We start from the raw sequence: 16,777 nt of genomic DNA, 5'->3' as shown, positions 1-16,777 counted from the left end.
AGGCAGGATGAACGACACCCTCAGCGACAACTACCGCGGCGTCTGGGGCCAGCGCATCGGCTTCGGCCGGCGCTCGGCGCTGCTGGCGATCGACTTTATGCAGGCCTACACCACCGAAGGCGCGCCGCTGTTCGCGCCGGGCGTGGTGAGCGCGGTCGAGGAGAGCCGCGAGCTGCTGGCCTGCGCGCGCCGCACGGGAATTCCTGTCATCCACACCCACATCCGCTATCATGCAGGCCATTTTGCCGATGGCGGCCTGTGGGTGAAGAAAGCGCCGGTGATGAAGGACATGGTGGCGGGCAACCCGCTGGCGGCGTTTTGTCCGCCGGTGGCGCCGCTGGCCGATGAGGTGGTGCTGAGCAAGCAATACGCCAGCGCCTTCTTCGGCACCGCGCTGGCGCCGCTGCTGGTGGCGCAAGGGATCGACACGCTGCTGATGATCGGCTGCTCCACCAGCGGCTGCATCCGCGCCAGCGCGGTGGACGCGGTGCAGCACGGCTTTCGCGCCATGGTGGTGCGCGAGTGCGTCGGCGATCGTCACCCCGGCCCGCACGAAGCCAACCTGTTCGATATCGACAGCAAATACGGCGACGTGGTGCACAAACGGGAGGCGCTCGACTACCTGAACCGGTTATGAGTCAAGGATTCACCTGCAACGACAATAACGAAGGCGCAAACAGCGCCTCACGCGACCGCCCGAAACAGGGCGGCGCCCCTGCAACGCAAACACAACAGGCGCCTCCTGCGGAGGCCAACACGCACCACCTGGAGACAACATCATGGCCATTGTCGACACCCCGCTGGCGGGGAAAGCGGACGCAGAATCGCTGCTGCTGTACCGCAAAATCACCTGGAAACTGATCCCGTTTCTTTGCCTGTGTTACCTGGCGGCCTACCTCGATCGCATCAACGTCGGGCTGGCCAAGCTGCAGATGGCCGACGCGCTGCAGCTGAGCGAAGCGGCCTTCGGCCTCGGCGCCGGGCTGTTCTTCGTCGGCTATATTCTGTTCGAGGTACCGAGCAACCTGATCCTGCAGCGCGTCGGCGCCAAGATGTGGATCGCCCGCATCATGATCACCTGGGGGCTGTTGTCCACCGCCACCATGTTCGTCACCACGCCGACCCAGTTCTACGTCATTCGCTTTCTGCTCGGCGTGGCGGAGGCCGGTTTTTTGCCCGGCGTGCTCTTTTACCTGACGCTGTGGTTCCCGACCTATCGCCGCGGCCGCATCATCGCGCTGTTCATGATCGGCCTGCCGCTGTCCAGCGTGATCGGCGGGCCGCTGTCCGGCTGGATCATGGGCCATTTCGACATGCTTCACGGGCTGCACGGCTGGCAATGGCTGTTTTTGCTGGAGGGCATTCCCAGCGTGCTGTTGGGCGTGCTGACCTTTTGGCTGTTGCCTAACACCTACCAGCAGGCCAAGTGGCTGACGCCCGAGGAGAAACAGCGCATCGCCGACGATCTGGCGCGCGACGACGCCGAGGCCGATCACGGCAAGCACAGCTTCCGCGACGGCTTCTTCAACCTGAAAGTCTGGATGCTCGGCGGCATCGACTTCGCCATTCTGCTCAGCGCCTACGCCATGGGCTTTTGGATGCCGACCTTCATCAAAACCGCCGGCGTCACCGACATCACCACCATCGGTTACCTGACGGCGATCCCCAGCGTCGCCGCCCTGCTCGGCATGCTGCTGATCGGCAGCAGTTCCGACCGGCTGCGCGAACGGCGCTGGCATATCATCGTGCCGTTTATCGTCGGCGCGCTGGCGATGGCCGGCAGCACCTTCTTTACCCACAACGCGCTGGCCACGGTGCTGCTGTTCTCCATCGCCCAGGCGGCGATCATCGGTGCGGTGCCGGTGTTCTTCAGCCTGCCGGCCACCTTCCTGCGCGGCACGGCGGCGGCGACCGGCTTCGCGCTGGCCTGTTCGCTGGCCAACATCGCCGGGCTGGTGAGCAATTCGCTGATGGGGCTGGCGTTGGATCTGACCGGCAAGAGCGGCGGCGCGCTCTGGGCCTTCGCCGGCTGCCTGCTGCTCAGCTCGCTGCTGGTGGTGGCCCTGCCGGCCAAGGTGGTGAACCGCTGAATGTCGACCAAGCCAAAAAGACCAAGGGCGCATAACGCGCCCTTTTGTTTGCTTACCGGGAGTGGCCGAACTTACTCGTCCTTCAGCCCGCGGTTGATCAGCATCGGTTCGATGCTCGGCTCTTTGCCGCGCCAGTCGATGTACAGCTTCTCCAGATCCTGGCTGTTGCCGCGCGACAGGATCATGTCGCGGAAGCGCTGGCCGTTTTCGGCGGTCAGGCCGCCGTGTTCGGTAAACCACTGGAAGGCGTCGTCCGCCAGCATTTCCGTCCACAGATAGGCATAGTAGCCCGCGGCATAGCCATTACCCCAGATGTGCTGGAAGTAGCTGGAGCGGTAGCGCGGCGGCACGTAGCTGAGATCGACCTTGTCTTTTTGCAGCGACTCGGCCTCGAACTTGTCCACGTCCTGCTGCGGCTGATCGGCGGTCAGCATGTGCCAGTGCATGTCCAGCAGCGCGGCGGACAGCAGCTCGGTCATGCTGTAGCCCTTGTTGAACTTGTCGGCCTTCTTGATCTTGTCGACCAGTTCCTGCGGCATCGCCTCGCCGGTCTGGTAGTGCTTGGCGAAGTGGCTGAACACTTTCGGATCGCTGACCCAGTGCTCGTTGAACTGCGACGGGAACTCGACGAAGTCGCGCGCGGTGTTGGTGCCCGACAGGCTCGGGTATTCCTGATCGGCAAACATGCCGTGCAGCGCATGGCCGAACTCGTGGAACATGGTGATTACGTCGTCATACGACAGCAGCGCCGGCTGGCCCGGCGCCGGTTTGGTGAAGTTGGCGACGTTGTAAATCACCGGCTTGGTGCCGTTGAGCTTCGACTGATCGACGAAGTTGCTCATCCAGGCGCCGCCGCCCTTGTTGTCGCGCTTGAAGTAGTCGGTGTAGAACAGCGCCAGCGACTTGCCGTCCTTGTCGAACACTTCGTACACCTTGACGTCCGGCTGATAGACCGGAATGTCCTTGCGCTCCTTGAAACTGATGCCGTACAGCAGGTTGGCGGCGTAGAACACACCGTTGTTCAGCACGTTGTTCAGCTCGAAGTAAGGCTTGATCTGCGACTCGTCCAGATCGTACTTGGCCTTGCGCACCTGTTCGGCATAGAACTGCCAGTCCCAGGCCTGCACCTTGAAGTCGCCTTTCTGCTGATCGATCACCGCCTGAATGTCTTTGGCTTCACGCTCGGCGCGCGCGGTGGCCGCCGGCACGATGTTGCGCATAAAGCTCAGCGCGGCATCCGGCGTCTTGGCCATCTGGTTTTGCAATTTCCAGGCGGCGTAGTTCGGGTAGCCCAGCAGCCTGGCCTGCTCGGCGCGCACCTTGGCCAGACGGGAAATGGTCTGGCGGGTATCGTTGCCGTCGCCCTTCTCCGCACGCGTCCAGGAGGCGTCGAACAGCGCCTGGCGGGTGTCGCGATCTTTCAGGCTCTGCAGCAACGGCTGTTGCGTGGTGTTTTGCAGCACCAGCAGCCACTGTTTCTCCAGCTTGCGTTCGGCGGCCGCCTGGGCCGCCGCAGCCAGCTCGCCTTCCGACAGGCCGTCCAGCTTCGCCGGGTCGGTTATCGCCAGCGCACCGTTTTTGCTCGCCGCCAGCAGCTTGTTGGTGAACTGGGTGCTCAGCGTCGCCGCTTCCTGGTTCAGCGCCTTCAGCTTGGCCTTGTCGGCGTCCGACAGGTTGGCGCCCGCCAGTTCGAAGTTCTTGTAGGTCACTTCCACCAGCCGGCGCGACTCCGGATCCAGCTTCAGCGCATCGCGATCCTGATAGATGGCCTTGATGCGCGCGAACAGCTTGCCGTTGAGCATAATGTCGTCGTTCAGCGCCGCCAGCTTCGGCGAGGTTTCTTCATCCAGCTTTTGCAGCGCGTCGCTGGTGTTGGCCGAGGTCATGGCGCCGAACACGTTCATCACCCGTGTCAGCAGCGAACCGGCCTGCTCCAGCGCCACGAAGGTATTCTTGAAATTAGGCTTGGCCGGGTTGTTGGCGATCTTCTCCACCTCTTCCCGCTTTTGCTTGATGCCCGCTGCGATCGCCGGCGCGTAGTCGCTCTCCTTGATCAGGTTGAACGGCGGCGCCTGGAACGGCAGACGGCTTTGATAGAAGAACGGATTTTGAGTCTTTTGCTTGTTGTGCTGATTGGCTTCACCGGTCACGTTAGCCTCCTTCGCCTGGCCGCTGGGCAGTGCGCTATGGTCGGCGTGAGGTTGGGTTTCTGCTGCCTGTGCCTGCGAGCCCAGCGCCATGCCGATCGCCAGCACCAATGTGGATAAACGCATCAAATCGAAACTCCTCCATGTTCACGGAATAAGGTCTCGGGGAATCGCTCCCTCTGAGTCACCTCCTAGCTTAGGTGCAGTTGGCAGTTTGAGCAAAAACAAGTGATTAGAATACTCATCCCACGATGATTCGCTCCCTGTAGCTATAGCGGTGCGTTAACTCGATTAGATATAACCTATGAACGCTTGAATGCGCCGACCGGGCACCGGACGATCGTATGACCTGATTCTTGTCCCTACTGCAGCCTCGAAGGTTGCCGAAGTATATAATCCGCTACGGGTTTCAAGCGAAATCTGCCATAGAAATAACTCCCTCATATTACTGATACGTGTCACATCAAGCCGTGCGAAAACAAAGGGGTCTTTTGAGCTATGTTGATATTTTTCCATCCAAGCCGTGAGCCTTGAGTTACTCGGTGAATGCGTAAGCAAATCATGCCGGTGAGAGATATTATTCTCCTTTGGATAATCCTCGGATACGCTGGTATGTATAAGAATCTGTACGATATTGTACGCATAACCATTGAGCCTGTTGCTGGGGTGCTTGCGCCAAACGGAAGGTTGCTCTTCAACTTTCCACTCCTTCTCGATCACGCGAGCAAGATAAATCAGCTTGTCGGCAGCTTGCAGATCCAACTTACGTCTGCCAAAGATGAGCCAAGACCTTAGTTCATAAGTGGCGCGAGGATAAACATGCCCCACCGATTGCAAAAACTCACTTGACGACTCTGGCGATATGGTTGGCAGTGGTGATGTCCAACAACTCCGCCAAAGAACAGCATCAAACGCTAGCGGTTCTAGTTTATCGCGAGCACAGATTCTTTCAGCTACAGCGCGCAGATGCTGAGCGCTGCAGACGGCTAACAAGTGATAACGGGGGTCAGACACGAGCATGAGCAATAAATCCTTTATATAATGTTTAATTAAAAATACGCGCAGAGTCATTCCTGATAAATAGTATCCGCTCAACAGTGTTAACCCTGTGCAAATAACTTCACGTCTCTCCCGCCCTTTCCCGCTCAATAACCAGATAAAGACAACGACGTTGGACGCTTCGATACTGGGAGTGAATGCGGCTGCGTCAACGCGCCGCCTGATAAACCACCTTGCCGTCCACATAGGTGCGATAAATATTGCGATCGTCCCCCAGCGTCATCAGCACGAAGCCTTGTTCCGCCGGCGTGGCGCTGTTGGCGTAGCGTAACTGCTGCAGCGGCGTCACCGCCGGATCGAGCACCACGAAATCCGCCTCTTTGCCGACGTCGAAGTTGCCGATTTTATCGTCCAGCGACAGCGCGCGGGCGCCGCCCAGGGTGGCGTGATAAAACGCTTCTACGGCGGAGAGCCGGTAATGCTGCAGCTGGCCGACCTTGTACGCCTCGCCCAGCGTGCGCAGCATATTGAAGGAGGTGCCTGCCCCCACGTCGGTGCCGATGCCGAGCTTAACCCGCTTGCGCCAGGCCTGCTGCAGGTCGAACAGCCCGCTGCCGAGGAACAGGTTGGAGGTGGGGCAAAAGGCGATCGCCGAACGGGTCTCGCACAGACAGTCCCACTCCTGCTCCTCCAGGTGCAGGCAGTGGGCGAACACGCTTTTGCCGCCGGTCATGCCGTAGCGATGGTAAACGTCCAGATAGCTTTGGCTTTGCGGGAACAGCGATTTTACCCAGGCCACTTCCTGCGGATTCTCGCTCAGGTGCGTCTGCAGCCACACGTCGGGGAATTCTTCGCGCAGCCGCTGCACCTTCGCCAGCAGCGCCGGGGTGCTGGTTGGCGCAAAGCGCGGCGTAATGGCGTAACCGAGGCGGCCTTTGCCGTGCCAGCGTTCAATCAACTCGCGCGTGTCGCGGTAACTCTGCTCCGGCGTTTCCAGCAGCGCCTGCGGCGCATGGCGATCCATCATCACCTTACCGGCGATCAGGCGCATGTTCAGCGTTTGCGCCTGGCTGAACAGCGCATCGACCGACTGCGGATGCACGCTGCCGAACACCAACGCGGTGGTAGTGCCGTTGCTCAGCAACTCCCGCAGAAAGAAGGCCGACATCGCGTCGGCGTGCCGCTCGCAGCCATAGCGGCTTTCGGTCGGGAAGGTGTAATTATTTAACCAGTCCAGCAGTTGGTCGCCATAGGCGCCGATCATTTCGGTTTGCGGATATGGGTGTCGATAAAGCCCGGTACAATCGGTTTGTCGCGATACTCCGTGACCGCGAAACCCGGCGGCAGCAGCGCCTCACCCTGCTGCCAGCTGCCGAACCAGACGATGACGCCCCCGTTCAGCAGCAACAAACCGTCGGGAATGTGCCGCAGGCGTTCGTCAAGCTGTTGCGGTTCCTCCACGCAGGCCGCGATATCAAAAAAATTGCCACGAATAGCCGTGGTGAATTGCAGTGCCATTATTTTCTTCCTTGTGACGACCGGCCAATCTCACCCGCATAATAACCTGCGCCGATGAAACAATGCCTTCTGTTGCCCAAACTTAAAGACCGGGTTAAGCATAGCAAGCCGTGTGCCAACAGACCGACATAAAATATATTTTCACGTTAAAACAAAGTGATACTAATTAAACAAAGAAAACCAACCGAAGAAAAAGAATAAAACACGCGGCGATCTTCGACGGCAGACTAATAGCAACCGTTTGCTTACCGAAATAACACCGTTGCTGCACCTTTAATGGGCAAAGGGATATTTTCGCGCCCGTCAGCCTATTTCAACGCGATAAAAAGAGGCCGGAACCATTCAGGAACCCACCCGACAAACTTGAAACGATAACCATTCTCAATTATCATCCGCGCATCTTTTTGACCAGCAATGCGAAAACCATGTCCGCCACCGCTTCCGCCCCGCACGCCGCGCTGTCGCGCCTTTACGCCACCCATCACGCCTGGTTGCAGGGATGGTTGCGCCGGCGGCTGGGCTGCGCTTTCGACGCGGACGATGTGGCGCAGGACACCTTTATGCGCCTGCTGAAAAGCGACGCCGCGGCGACCCTGCGCGAGCCGAAAGACTTTCTGGTCACCGTCGCCAAGCGGGTGATGGTCGATCTGTTCCGCCGCAGAACGCTGGAGCGCGCCTATCTGGAGATGCTGACGCTGATCCCGGAAGGCTACGCCCCGTCGCCGGAACAGCGCCAGAGCCTGTTGGAAAGCCTGCAGCAGATCGATGCCATGCTCGACGGCCTGGGGCCAAAAGCGAAACAGGCCTTTCTGCTGTCGCAGCTCGAAGGCCTGGGCTATGCGGACATCGCCGTGCGCCTCGGCGTGTCGGTCAGTTCGGTTAAAAAATACATGGCCAAGGCCACCGAGCATTGCCTGCTGTTCAGCCTGGAAAACGACGTTTTCTCATGAGCAACGCCATTACCCCCGAGCAGCGCCAGGCGCTGAAGATGGCCGCACACTGGTATGCCCTGTTGTGCGATGAGCACGTCACCGACCGCCAGCGCCTACAGTGGCAAGCCTGGCACCAGCAGCACGCCGATCACCGCTGGGCCTGGCAGCGCGTCGAAGCGCTGCAGAGCCAGCTGCAAGCCGTGCCGGGCAAGTTCAGCTACCGCGCGCTCGATCGCGCCGGCCGCCAGTCGGCGATCGATCGCCGCACCCTGCTGAAGAGCCTGCTGCTGTTGCTTGGCGTGGGCGGCGGCGGTTTCCTTTACCAATCGCCGTTCGGCCGGGAGCTGCGCGCCGACTACCGCACCGCCACCGGCGAAATCAAACCCATTGTGTTAAGCGACGGCACCCAACTGGTGCTCAACACCGCCAGTGCGGTGGACGTGCATTACGACGATCGTCAACGGTTGATCCGTTTGCACGCCGGAGAAATCAGCCTGATTACCGGGCGCGACCCCCGGCCGCTGTGGGTGCAAAGCCCGCAGGGAGCGATGCGCGCGCTCGGCACCCGCTTTTTGGTGCGCGAGATCGGCGGCGAGACGCGCCTGACAGTGCTGGAGCATGCGGTCGAAGCGCAGCTGGCGCAGGATCCGCAGCAAACGCGCCGGGTGGACGCCGGGGAACAGATCGGCTTCAGCGCCTCGGCCTTCAGCGACAAGCAATCGGCTGCGGCGGAAGACGGCTGGCTGCGCGGCGTGCTGAGCGTCAGCCAATGGCGGCTGGACCAGGTGATCGCCGAACTGGCGCGCTACCGACGCGGCCACCTGAGCTGCGATCCGGCCGTCGCCGGCCTGCGCGTCAGCGGCAGTTTCCCGCTCAACGATACCGATCGCGCCCTCGCCCTGCTCAGCCAGACGCTGCCGGTGCGCCTGCAAAGCTTTACCCGCTATTGGCTGCAAATCGTTCCCGCCTGAATTTTTTAAATGAAAATGATAAAAAATCGCATTCTTGATTGTCCCTTTTGCTTCGCTCATCCGACTCCCAGGAAAACACTGCAGCAATAAATAAAAAATGATTCAGGAGAAGGTATGAACAACGCTTGGGGAAAGGGAGCGCCGGCTTCGCTTTGGGGAAAACGCGCCACGCCGCTGGCCGTGGCCATTGGCCTGGCCTTCGCCGCACCGCTGACGGCGAGCGCCGCCAGCGCCGCCGCAGCCTATCATATTCCGGCCGGTGAGCTGGACGGCGCGCTGAACGCTTTCGCCGCTCGCGCCGGCATCGCGCTCTCGGTGGACGGCACGCTGACCGCCGGTAAACGTTCGCCGGGCCTGAGCGGCAGCTACGGCGTCGATGACGGCCTGAACGCCCTGCTGGCCGGCAGCGGCCTGCAGGCTAAAGCGCTCGGCAACAACGGTTACACGCTGGCCAAACTGCCGCAGCCGCAGAAGGAAGAAGACATCACCGTGGTCGGTGACTGGCTGGCGGAAGGCCGCCAGGTAGACGTGTTCGAACATCCCGGCGCGCGCGACGTGGTGCGCCGCGAAGAATTCGCCAAAACCGGCACCACCACCGTGCGCGAAGCGTTGAACCGGGTGCCGGGCGTGGTGGCGCCGGAGAACAACGGTACCGGCAGCCATGACATGGCGCTGAACTTCGGCATTCGCGGCCTCAACCCGCGCCTCGCCAGCCGCTCCACCGTACTGATGGACGGCATCCCGGTGCCCTTCGCGCCTTACGGCCAGCCGCAGCTGTCGCTGGCGCCGGTCTCGCTCGGCAATATGGACGCGATCGACGTGGTGCGCGGCGGCGGCGCGGTGCGTTATGGGCCGCAGAGCGTCGGCGGCGTCGTCAACTTCGTCACCCGCGCCATCCCGAAAACCTTCGGCATGGAAGCCGGCATGCAGGGGCAGCTCAGCCCGACTTCGCGCCAGGATCACCCGAAAGGCACCGGCAACCTGATGATCGGCGGCACCGCCGACAACGGCTTCGGCGCGGCGCTGCTCTACTCCGGCACCCGCGGCAGCGACTGGCGCGAACACAGCGCGACCAAGATTGACGACGTGATGCTGAAAAGCCGTTACGCCCCGAACGAGGTGCACACCTTCAACAGCCTGCTGCAATACTACGAAGGCGAGGCGGACATGCCGGGCGGCCTGAGCCGGGCGGACTACAACGCCAACCCGTTCCAGTCGACGCGCCCGTACGACAAGTTCTGGGGCCGCCGCCAGCTGGCGAACTTCGGCTATCAGTATCAGCCGGATCAACAGCACAAGTTCGACGTGCAGAGCTTCTACACCTACACCCTGCGCAGCGGCTATCTGGATCAGGGCAAAAATCTGACGCTGTCACCGCGCGAATACTGGGTGCGCGGCGTGGAACCGCGCTACAGCCAGAGCTTCCGCTGGGGAGACTCGGCGCATGAGGTCGGCGTCGGCTACCGCTACGTCAGCGAATCCACCCACGAGCTGCGCTACACCAGCAAGGCCAGCACCGGCCGGCTGCCGTCCAGCGCCAGCCCCTACGATCGCGATACCCAGTCCGGCACCGAGGCGCACGCCTTCTATATCGACGATCGCATCGACATCGGCGACTGGACCATCACGCCAGGCATGCGCTACGAGTACATCAAGTCGTATCAGAACAACTACATCAAGAACAACCGCCTCGACGTCAGCTATAACGCGCCGCTGCCGGCGTTGAACGTGATGTATCACCTTAACGAATACTGGAACCTGTACGCCAACACCGAAGGCTCCTTCGGCACCGTGCAGTACAGCCAGATGGGCAAAGCGGTCGACAGCGGCAAGATTGAACCGGAGAAGGCGCGCACCTGGGAGCTGGGCACCCGCTACGCCGGCGATGCGCTGACCGGCGAGATCGGGCTGTTCCTGATCAACTTCAACAACCAGTACGACTCCAACCAGGTGACCGACAGCGTGACCGCGCGCGGCAAAACTCGCCACGCCGGGCTGGAGGGCAGCCTGCGTTACGATCTGTCGCAGCTGACGCCGAAACTGGACGATCTGACCGCCTACGCCAGCTACGCCTACGTCAACGCCACTATCCGCGAAGACGGCGGCTACAAGGGCAACCAGGTGCCGTTCTCACCGAAGCATAAAGGCACGCTGGGGCTGGACTACACGCCGGGCAACTGGGCGTTTAACCTCAACGGCGAGTTCCAATCCAGCCAGTTCGCCGATAACGCCAACACCGTGGCGGAAAGCGCCGACGGCAGCACCGGCCGCATTCCCGGCTATATGCTGTGGGGCGTGCGCGCCGCCTATGATTTCGGCCCGGAAATGGCCGGCCTGAATCTGGGCGTCGGCGTGAAAAACCTGTTCAACCACGAGTATTTCACCCGTGCCTATGACGACAATAACAAAGGTCTGTACATCGGCCAGCCGCGTACGATCTATCTGCAAGGCTCGGTGAAGTTCTGATCCCCGACGGCGGGCGCACCTCAGCGCGCTCGCCGCTTCATTCATAACGTGACATTGTCACCAAGCCCGATCTTTCCATCTTGCCCAAGCGGCGAAAAATAAGTCGCTTCTGCCGCCAATGCGCGTAATATCGACGATCCGCCCTGATTTATGGGCGCGGATTTTTTGCCGTTCTGGCCTGAAAAGCGAGGGAAAATAAGATGAATCATAATGACCTTTCTCAGTGCCGCGTGGACACCGACCGTTTGTTGATTGCCCCCTTTACCGCAGCAGACGCCGACGATGTTTACCAGGCGATCACCCCCACTCTGACGCGCTTTATGACCTTTGAGCCGGAGGCGTCGCCGGAAGATTTCGCCAACGTCTGGCAAGGCTGGCTGCCGCTGATGCGCGAAGGCGAAGAAGTGATCTTCGTCGCCCGCCGGCGCGAAGACCGGCAGTTCGTCGGCGTCGGCGGCGCGCATAACCTGCGCAGCCGCACCCCGGAGCTGGGCATCTGGGTGAAAGAGAGCCTGCACGGCCAGGGCTACGGGCGCGAAATCGTGCAGGGCATCGCGCGCTGGGTCAGCGAGCGCTTTCAACCTCAGCACCTTATCTACCCGGTGGCCGAGCAAAATACCGCCAGCCGCCGCCTCGCCGAGTCGCTGGGCGGCGTGCTGGCCGGCAAGCGTGAAAACATCAAGTATGACGCCGTGGTCTACCACCTGCCGCCTCAGCATTGATCCGCACCGGGCCGCCGGCCCGGTGCGGCCTTTTTTTCTCTGCGCCGCGATAACCGCTGCCACTGCCAGCGGGTTTGTGCTAATGATAGAGGCATGTAGGGTAAAAACAGTTGAGGAACAGCAACATGATTATTTTTGTTACCGGCGCCACCTCCGGTTTCGGCGAGGCAATCGCACGCCGTTTTATCCGTGAAGGCCATCAGGTGATCGCCGCCGGGCGCCGCCTTGAGCGTCTCGAAGAGCTGCGGGACGAATTAGGGCAAGCGCTGCACATTGTGCGGCTCGACGTGCGCAACCGCGCTGCCATTCAACAGGCGATCGAAGCACTGCCGGCCGAGCTGCGCCAGATCGACGTGCTGGTGAACAACGCCGGCCTGGCGCTGGGGCTGGAGCCGGCGCACAAGGCCAACGCCGATGACTGGGAAACCATGATCGACACCAACGCCAAGGGGCTGGTGAACATGACGCGCGCGCTGCTGCCGGCCATGGTCGAGCGCAACGTCGGCCATGTGATCAACATCGGCTCCACCGCCGCCAACTGGCCTTACGCCGGCGGCAACGTGTACGGCGCCACCAAGGCGTTCGTCAAACAGTTCAGCCTGGGCCTGCGCGCCGATCTGCACGGCACGCGCATCCGCGTGACCGATATCGAGCCGGGCCTGGTGGGCGGCACCGAGTTCTCCAACGTGCGCTTCAAGGGCGATGACGGCAAGGTCAACAAAACCTACGAAGGCGCCGATGCGCTGACGCCGGAAGACATCGCCGAGTCGGTGTTCTGGGTCGCGACGTTGCCGGCGCGCGTCAACATCAACACGCTGGAAATGATGCCGGTCAGCCAGTCCTTCGCCGGGCTGAACATCCACCGCGGCGCCTGATCTCCGGCGGCGGGAGGCGACTCCCGCCGTGTTTGCTCAGGCTGCGCGCCAGCCTGAAACGATGATCAACATGCCCGCCAGCGCCACCCCCGCGCCCACCCAGTCCAGCGCAGACAGCTTCACCCCGTCCACCACCCGCAGCCACAGCAGCGCCGTCGCCACATACACGCCGCCGTAGGCCGCATAGACCCGCCCGCTGGCCGCCGGATGCAGCGTCAACAGCCAAACAAACAGCATCAGGCTCACTGCCGCCGGCAGCAATAGCCAGGCGCTGCCCTGCTTTTTGAGCCAGAGATAAGGCAGGAAACAGCCGATAATTTCAGCCAGGGCGGTGGCGAAAAACAACAGCGTGGTTTTTAACATCGGTCGCAGTTTTCTCTCGATAAAGTAAACGAATCGGCGCTTGGCTGGTGAATTTCAGAAGCGCGGTGGTATATTTGTCACCACGCCTGCGGGCGAAGTAACGCCAGTGTCGCCATCATCAGGCGCACTCACTCATAAGGATGAAACGATGAAAACATTTTCGACCCAACGACTGCTGCGCGGGATGCTGCCGGTCGCCATGCTGGCCGTTATGGGCGCCTGGCAGGCGCCGGCGCTGGCCGCCACCTGCACGCAGGGCAGCACCTGCGTCACCGTCGATGGCAAAGGCAGCGGCGCGATGAGCACCGAAGAAGCACGCCAGAGCAAAGAGCAGTGGAATGATACCAAATCCCTGCGCCACAAGGTTAACACTCGCGTCGAGAAAGAGTTCGACAAGGCCGATCGCGCGGCGGATGACGAAGATCGCTGCAACGACAGCAACAACGTTAACGCGTACTGGGAGCCGGACACCCGTAAATGTCTGGATCGTCAGACCGGGCGTCGGATTAATCCTTAATCCGCCTGCGGCGGGCGGGCAAGCGTGAAACCCGGCCGCCATTACTGCTATCCTGTCACAGGAAGTCCATTGTCTAAAAGGATGACGTGATGAAGAAAACGCTGATATTAACCGCTGTCTTGCTGGCCGGCGCGCCGTTGGCGGCTCTGGCCTCCTGCGAAAGCGTGAAAGCGGACATTTCGCAGAAAATCATCAATAACGGCGTTCCGGAGTCCGGCTTCAAACTGGAGATCGTGCCTAACGATCAGGCCGATCAAGCGGGCGGCCAAGTGGTCGGCCACTGCGAAAACGACACCCAGAAGATCGTCTATACCCGCCTGAACAATGGCGACGATCGCGGTGACGCGGCGCAGACCGGCAGCAGCCAGGATACCTCCAACACGCAGTAAGCCGCATCGGCTATCCAGGGCGCAGTTCATTCACAGCCGCGCCCTTTACTTTTCCCTTACGCCTGCTCCGCCTCTTCCCCTTCGCCCTGCGGTCGACAACGCGCCGGGATCAGCATCGCCGCCGCCAACGCCAGCAACGACACCAACGCCGACGCCAGGAACACCCAATGCAGCGAAGCCGCCACCTGCTGGATCAGCTGCGCCAGCGCTTCGCTTCCCATGCTCTGCCGCACCGCCGGCTCCATCAACCGCTGCACCGGATCGTCAACCTCTGGCAAACGCCACTGCAGGTTGAGGTTCAGCGTGGCGCCCAAAATCGCGGTGCCGATGGCCGAACCCACCATGCGGGTAAACACCGTACAGGCGGTGGCGATGCCGCGAATGCTGTAATGCGCCGCGTTCTGCACCGACACTAAAAACGTGGTGTTGCACAACCCCATGCCGGCGCCGACCATAAACGCCGCCACCCGCCCCCACAGCAGGCCACCGGTCGGCTGCAGCATCAGCAGGATCAGGCCGCCCGCCACCAACAGCAGCGCACCCAGCAACGCCGTCGCGCGGTACGAGGTCATCAGCATCAAACGGCCGCTCAGCGTGCTGGCCAGCGGCCAACCGATCGACATCAGCGCCAGCGTGGTGCCCGCCTCCAGCGGCGAGCCGCCCATTACGCCCTGAATGAAAGTAGGCAGGAAGGCGCTGATGCCCATCATCGCCGCGCCGATCACCAGCCCGCCGATGTTGCCGGCGACGATCACCCGGCTTTGCCACAGCGCCAGCGGGAACAGCGGTTCGACCGCGCGCCGCTCCTGGCGGACAAGCAGCGCCAGCGACGCCGCCGCCAGCGCGAGCAACGGCGCCACCCACCATCCCAGGCTTTCCATCTGCAACAGCGCCAGCAACAGCGCCGAAACGAACAACGTCAGCCAGGCGGTGCCCGCCAGATCCAGCGCGTGCCGCCGCAGTTGCTGATGCGCCGGCAGATAGCGCCAGAGGAAGAACATCGCCAGCAGGCCGATCGGCAGGTTGACCCAGAAAACCAGCGCCCACGGCAGGTGCTGCACGATAAACGCCCCCAGCAGCGGGCCGATGATCGCCGACACGCCCCACACGCTCGACAGGTAGCCCATCACCTTCGGCCGCTCGGTGGCGCTGTAGATGTCGCCGATGATGGTGGAGGCGATCGGCATGATGGCGCCTGCGCCCAGCCCCTGCAGCAGACGGAAGCCGATCAGCCAATACATGTCGGGGGCGAAGCCGCACAGCACCGATCCCAGCAGGAACAGCGTGGCGCCGAAGAAGAACACCCGCTTGCGGCCGTAGAGATCCGCCAGCCGGCCGTAGATGGGAATGGTGATCGCCTGCGCCAGCAAATAGACCGCGAACACCCAGCCCAGCAGCGAAAAGCCGCCGAGATCGCCGATGATGGTCGGCATGGCGGTGGCGACGATGGTGGCTTCGATCGCCGACATGAACATCGCCAGCATGCAGGCGATCAGGATCAGCGGGCGGTGGGCGATGGGTGCGGGTGAAACGTTATTTGTCATGGCGTTATGCAGGCTTCCTGGCGTTTTTATTTTCCCTGAGTATATCAGCAAGCGTCTGCGCCGAGTCTATCCGCCCTCACATCCTGCCTTTGCCGGCGGCGAATCGCACCATTTGGACTGATTGTTACGGCGTAACTTTTTTTCTGCGGATTTTTTTACTTTCCACGCATCCCAGCGCTGACGCGGTCTGCGGCGCCAATCTGGGCAAACTCAATCAGCTGATTTTGTTCATAAAACTTGGCACGCTCAACGACAGGGTGCTATACCTTCCCTAGCCGGCGCCTTTGGGCTTCGTGCTTTCTCGGGTTTAAATATCAGTATCTTATGCTGATTAACTCACGTATTGAGCCTACGTTCAGCACGCTGTGCCGAACGCACCCTTCGCTCAATGTCGCTAACCTCATGCGAAACGCCCGTTTTGTACCGCCACGCCCGCCGGGCAGTGGGTAACAATCAGAGCGGAATGCGCCGCCTATCGGCCGCTCCGCGCAACGGAGGACGCAACATCATGCACAAGTCAGCGCCATACCGGCGCCTGCTCCTCGGGAGCCTGCTGTTTATCGCCGTCATCGCGCTGCTGGTTTACGGCATCGGTTGGGAAACCCTCAAGTCGCGCCGGGAAGATTTGATTTACCTCGGCCAGCAGCACATGTTCCTGGTGGCGTGCTCCATGCTGCTGTCGCTGTTGGTCGGCATTCCCAGCGGCATCCTGCTGAGCCGCCCCTTCGCCCGCCGCTGGGCGGAGCACGTGATGCAGATCTTTAACGTCGGCAACACCCTGCCGCCGCTGGCGGTGCTGGCGCTGGCGATGGTGATCATCGGCATCGGCGACCGGCCGGCGGTGGTGGCGCTGTTTCTCGCCTCGCTGCTGCCCATCGTGCGCAATACCTATGCCGGCCTGCGTTCGGTGCCGCCGGCGCTGGTCGAGGCCGCCAACGGTATTGGCATGACCGCCGGGCAGCGGCTGCGCCAGGTCGAACTGCCCAACGCCCTGCCGGTGATCTTCGCCGGGGTGCGCATCGCGATGGCGATCAACGTCGGCACCGCGCCGCTGGCGTTTTTGATCGGCGCCAGCAGCTACGGCGAACTGATCTTCCCCGGCATCTACCTGAACGACTTCCCGACGCTGATCCTCGGCGCCGCCGCCACCGCGCTGATCGCCCTGCTGCTCGATCTGGCGCTGGCCGGTCTCGGCCGCCGGCTCAGCCCGCACACCGCATCCTGATGGGAGAAACGCGATGACT

15 protein-coding genes and 1 pseudogene are annotated in these 16,777 nt (G+C 61.7%); 10 read left to right on the top strand and 6 right to left on the bottom strand.

Annotation, left to right across the window (positions count from 1 at the left end):
- Positions 1-7: 7 nt before the first annotated feature.
- The gene (locus REA38_RS09485) at positions 8-637 is read left to right on the top strand and encodes an N-carbamoylsarcosine amidohydrolase (protein ID WP_308885774.1); all 630 of its coding nucleotides are present in this window, start codon (positions 8-10) and stop codon (positions 635-637) included.
- Between the two features lie 142 nt (positions 638-779).
- Positions 780-2,090: an MFS transporter gene (locus REA38_RS09480; RefSeq protein WP_033655189.1), complete on the top strand. Its 1,311-nt coding sequence runs from the start codon at positions 780-782 to the stop codon at positions 2,088-2,090.
- Positions 2,091-2,161: 71 nt separating this feature from the next.
- Here REA38_RS09480 and dcp read toward each other — a convergent pair whose 3' ends face one another.
- The 3 genes and pseudogenes from dcp to guaD all read right to left on the bottom strand — a co-directional run bounded on the left by dcp (position 2,162) and on the right by guaD (position 6,754).
- Positions 2,162-4,363 (bottom strand): peptidyl-dipeptidase Dcp, encoded by a 2,202-nt coding sequence (gene dcp / locus REA38_RS09475; protein ID WP_308885773.1) that lies wholly within the window; start codon positions 4,361-4,363, stop codon positions 2,162-2,164.
- Between the two features lie 165 nt (positions 4,364-4,528).
- A complete protein-coding gene (locus REA38_RS09470; RefSeq protein WP_308885772.1) occupies positions 4,529-5,332 on the bottom strand; it encodes a hypothetical protein in 804 nt (267 codons plus the stop codon).
- A 112-nt stretch (positions 5,333-5,444) separates the two neighbouring features.
- Positions 5,445-6,754 (bottom strand): annotated as a pseudogene (gene guaD / locus REA38_RS09465) (guanine deaminase).
- Between the two features lie 425 nt (positions 6,755-7,179).
- On the opposite strand from guaD, the gene fecI reads away from it, so the two are divergent.
- From fecI to fecA, 3 genes are all read left to right on the top strand, one after another.
- Entirely contained in the window at positions 7,180-7,704 is a 525-nt protein-coding gene (gene fecI, locus REA38_RS09460) for a ferric citrate uptake sigma factor FecI (protein ID WP_033638471.1), read from the top strand.
- Entirely contained in the window at positions 7,701-8,657 is a 957-nt protein-coding gene (gene fecR, locus REA38_RS09455) for a ferric citrate uptake sigma factor regulator FecR (RefSeq protein WP_308885770.1), read from the top strand. Before fecI ends, fecR begins: the two co-directional genes overlap by 4 nt.
- A gap of 114 nt (positions 8,658-8,771) precedes the next feature.
- Positions 8,772-11,123: a TonB-dependent Fe(3+) dicitrate receptor FecA gene (gene fecA, locus REA38_RS09450; protein WP_041034990.1), complete on the top strand. Its 2,352-nt coding sequence runs from the start codon at positions 8,772-8,774 to the stop codon at positions 11,121-11,123.
- 41 nt (positions 11,124-11,164) lie between these two features.
- On the opposite strand, the gene REA38_RS09445 is transcribed toward fecA, so the two are convergent.
- Positions 11,165-11,332: a hypothetical protein gene (locus REA38_RS09445; RefSeq protein WP_308885769.1), complete on the bottom strand. Its 168-nt coding sequence runs from the start codon at positions 11,330-11,332 to the stop codon at positions 11,165-11,167.
- On the opposite strand from REA38_RS09445, the gene REA38_RS09440 reads away from it, so the two are divergent.
- Together REA38_RS09440 and ydfG are read left to right on the top strand one after the other, a co-directional pair.
- Positions 11,324-11,845, top strand: coding sequence for a GNAT family N-acetyltransferase (locus REA38_RS09440; RefSeq protein ID WP_060430138.1), 522 nt, complete (start codon positions 11,324-11,326; stop codon positions 11,843-11,845). The genes REA38_RS09445 and REA38_RS09440 overlap by 9 nt on opposite strands.
- 125 nt (positions 11,846-11,970) lie before the next feature.
- Positions 11,971-12,720 (top strand): bifunctional NADP-dependent 3-hydroxy acid dehydrogenase/3-hydroxypropionate dehydrogenase YdfG, encoded by a 750-nt coding sequence (ydfG, locus tag REA38_RS09435; RefSeq protein ID WP_033648231.1) that lies wholly within the window; start codon positions 11,971-11,973, stop codon positions 12,718-12,720.
- Between the two features lie 36 nt (positions 12,721-12,756).
- Here the strand turns inward: ydfG and REA38_RS09430 are convergent, their stop codons facing one another.
- Positions 12,757-13,083 (bottom strand): YnfA family protein, encoded by a 327-nt coding sequence (locus REA38_RS09430; protein WP_033648230.1) that lies wholly within the window; start codon positions 13,081-13,083, stop codon positions 12,757-12,759.
- Positions 13,084-13,231: 148 nt separating this feature from the next.
- Between REA38_RS09430 and REA38_RS09425 the strand changes: the two genes are divergently transcribed.
- Positions 13,232-13,600, top strand: coding sequence for a DUF1283 family protein (locus tag REA38_RS09425; RefSeq protein ID WP_004938560.1), 369 nt, complete (start codon positions 13,232-13,234; stop codon positions 13,598-13,600).
- An 89-nt stretch (positions 13,601-13,689) separates the two neighbouring features.
- On the top strand, positions 13,690-13,989 hold the full coding sequence (locus REA38_RS09420) for a DUF1161 domain-containing protein (RefSeq protein ID WP_033648229.1): 300 nt from the start codon (positions 13,690-13,692) through the stop codon (positions 13,987-13,989).
- A 56-nt stretch (positions 13,990-14,045) separates the two neighbouring features.
- Here REA38_RS09420 and REA38_RS09415 read toward each other — a convergent pair whose 3' ends face one another.
- Positions 14,046-15,533 carry an MDR family MFS transporter gene (locus REA38_RS09415; protein ID WP_047567634.1) on the bottom strand — a complete coding sequence of 496 codons (1,488 nt, stop codon included), beginning with the start codon at positions 15,531-15,533 and terminating at the stop codon, positions 14,046-14,048.
- 508 nt (positions 15,534-16,041) lie between these two features.
- On the opposite strand from REA38_RS09415, the gene REA38_RS09410 reads away from it, so the two are divergent.
- The gene (locus REA38_RS09410) at positions 16,042-16,758 is read left to right on the top strand and encodes an ABC transporter permease (protein ID WP_101426871.1); all 717 of its coding nucleotides are present in this window, start codon (positions 16,042-16,044) and stop codon (positions 16,756-16,758) included.
- Positions 16,759-16,777 lie beyond the last annotated feature (19 nt).

Origin of the sequence: Serratia sp. MF1(2023) (assembly GCF_030954545.1) — a bacterium.
Lineage (GTDB): Bacteria > Pseudomonadota > Gammaproteobacteria > Enterobacterales > Enterobacteriaceae > Serratia > Serratia sarumanii.
This window is presented reverse-complemented; position numbering and strand designations above follow the sequence as displayed.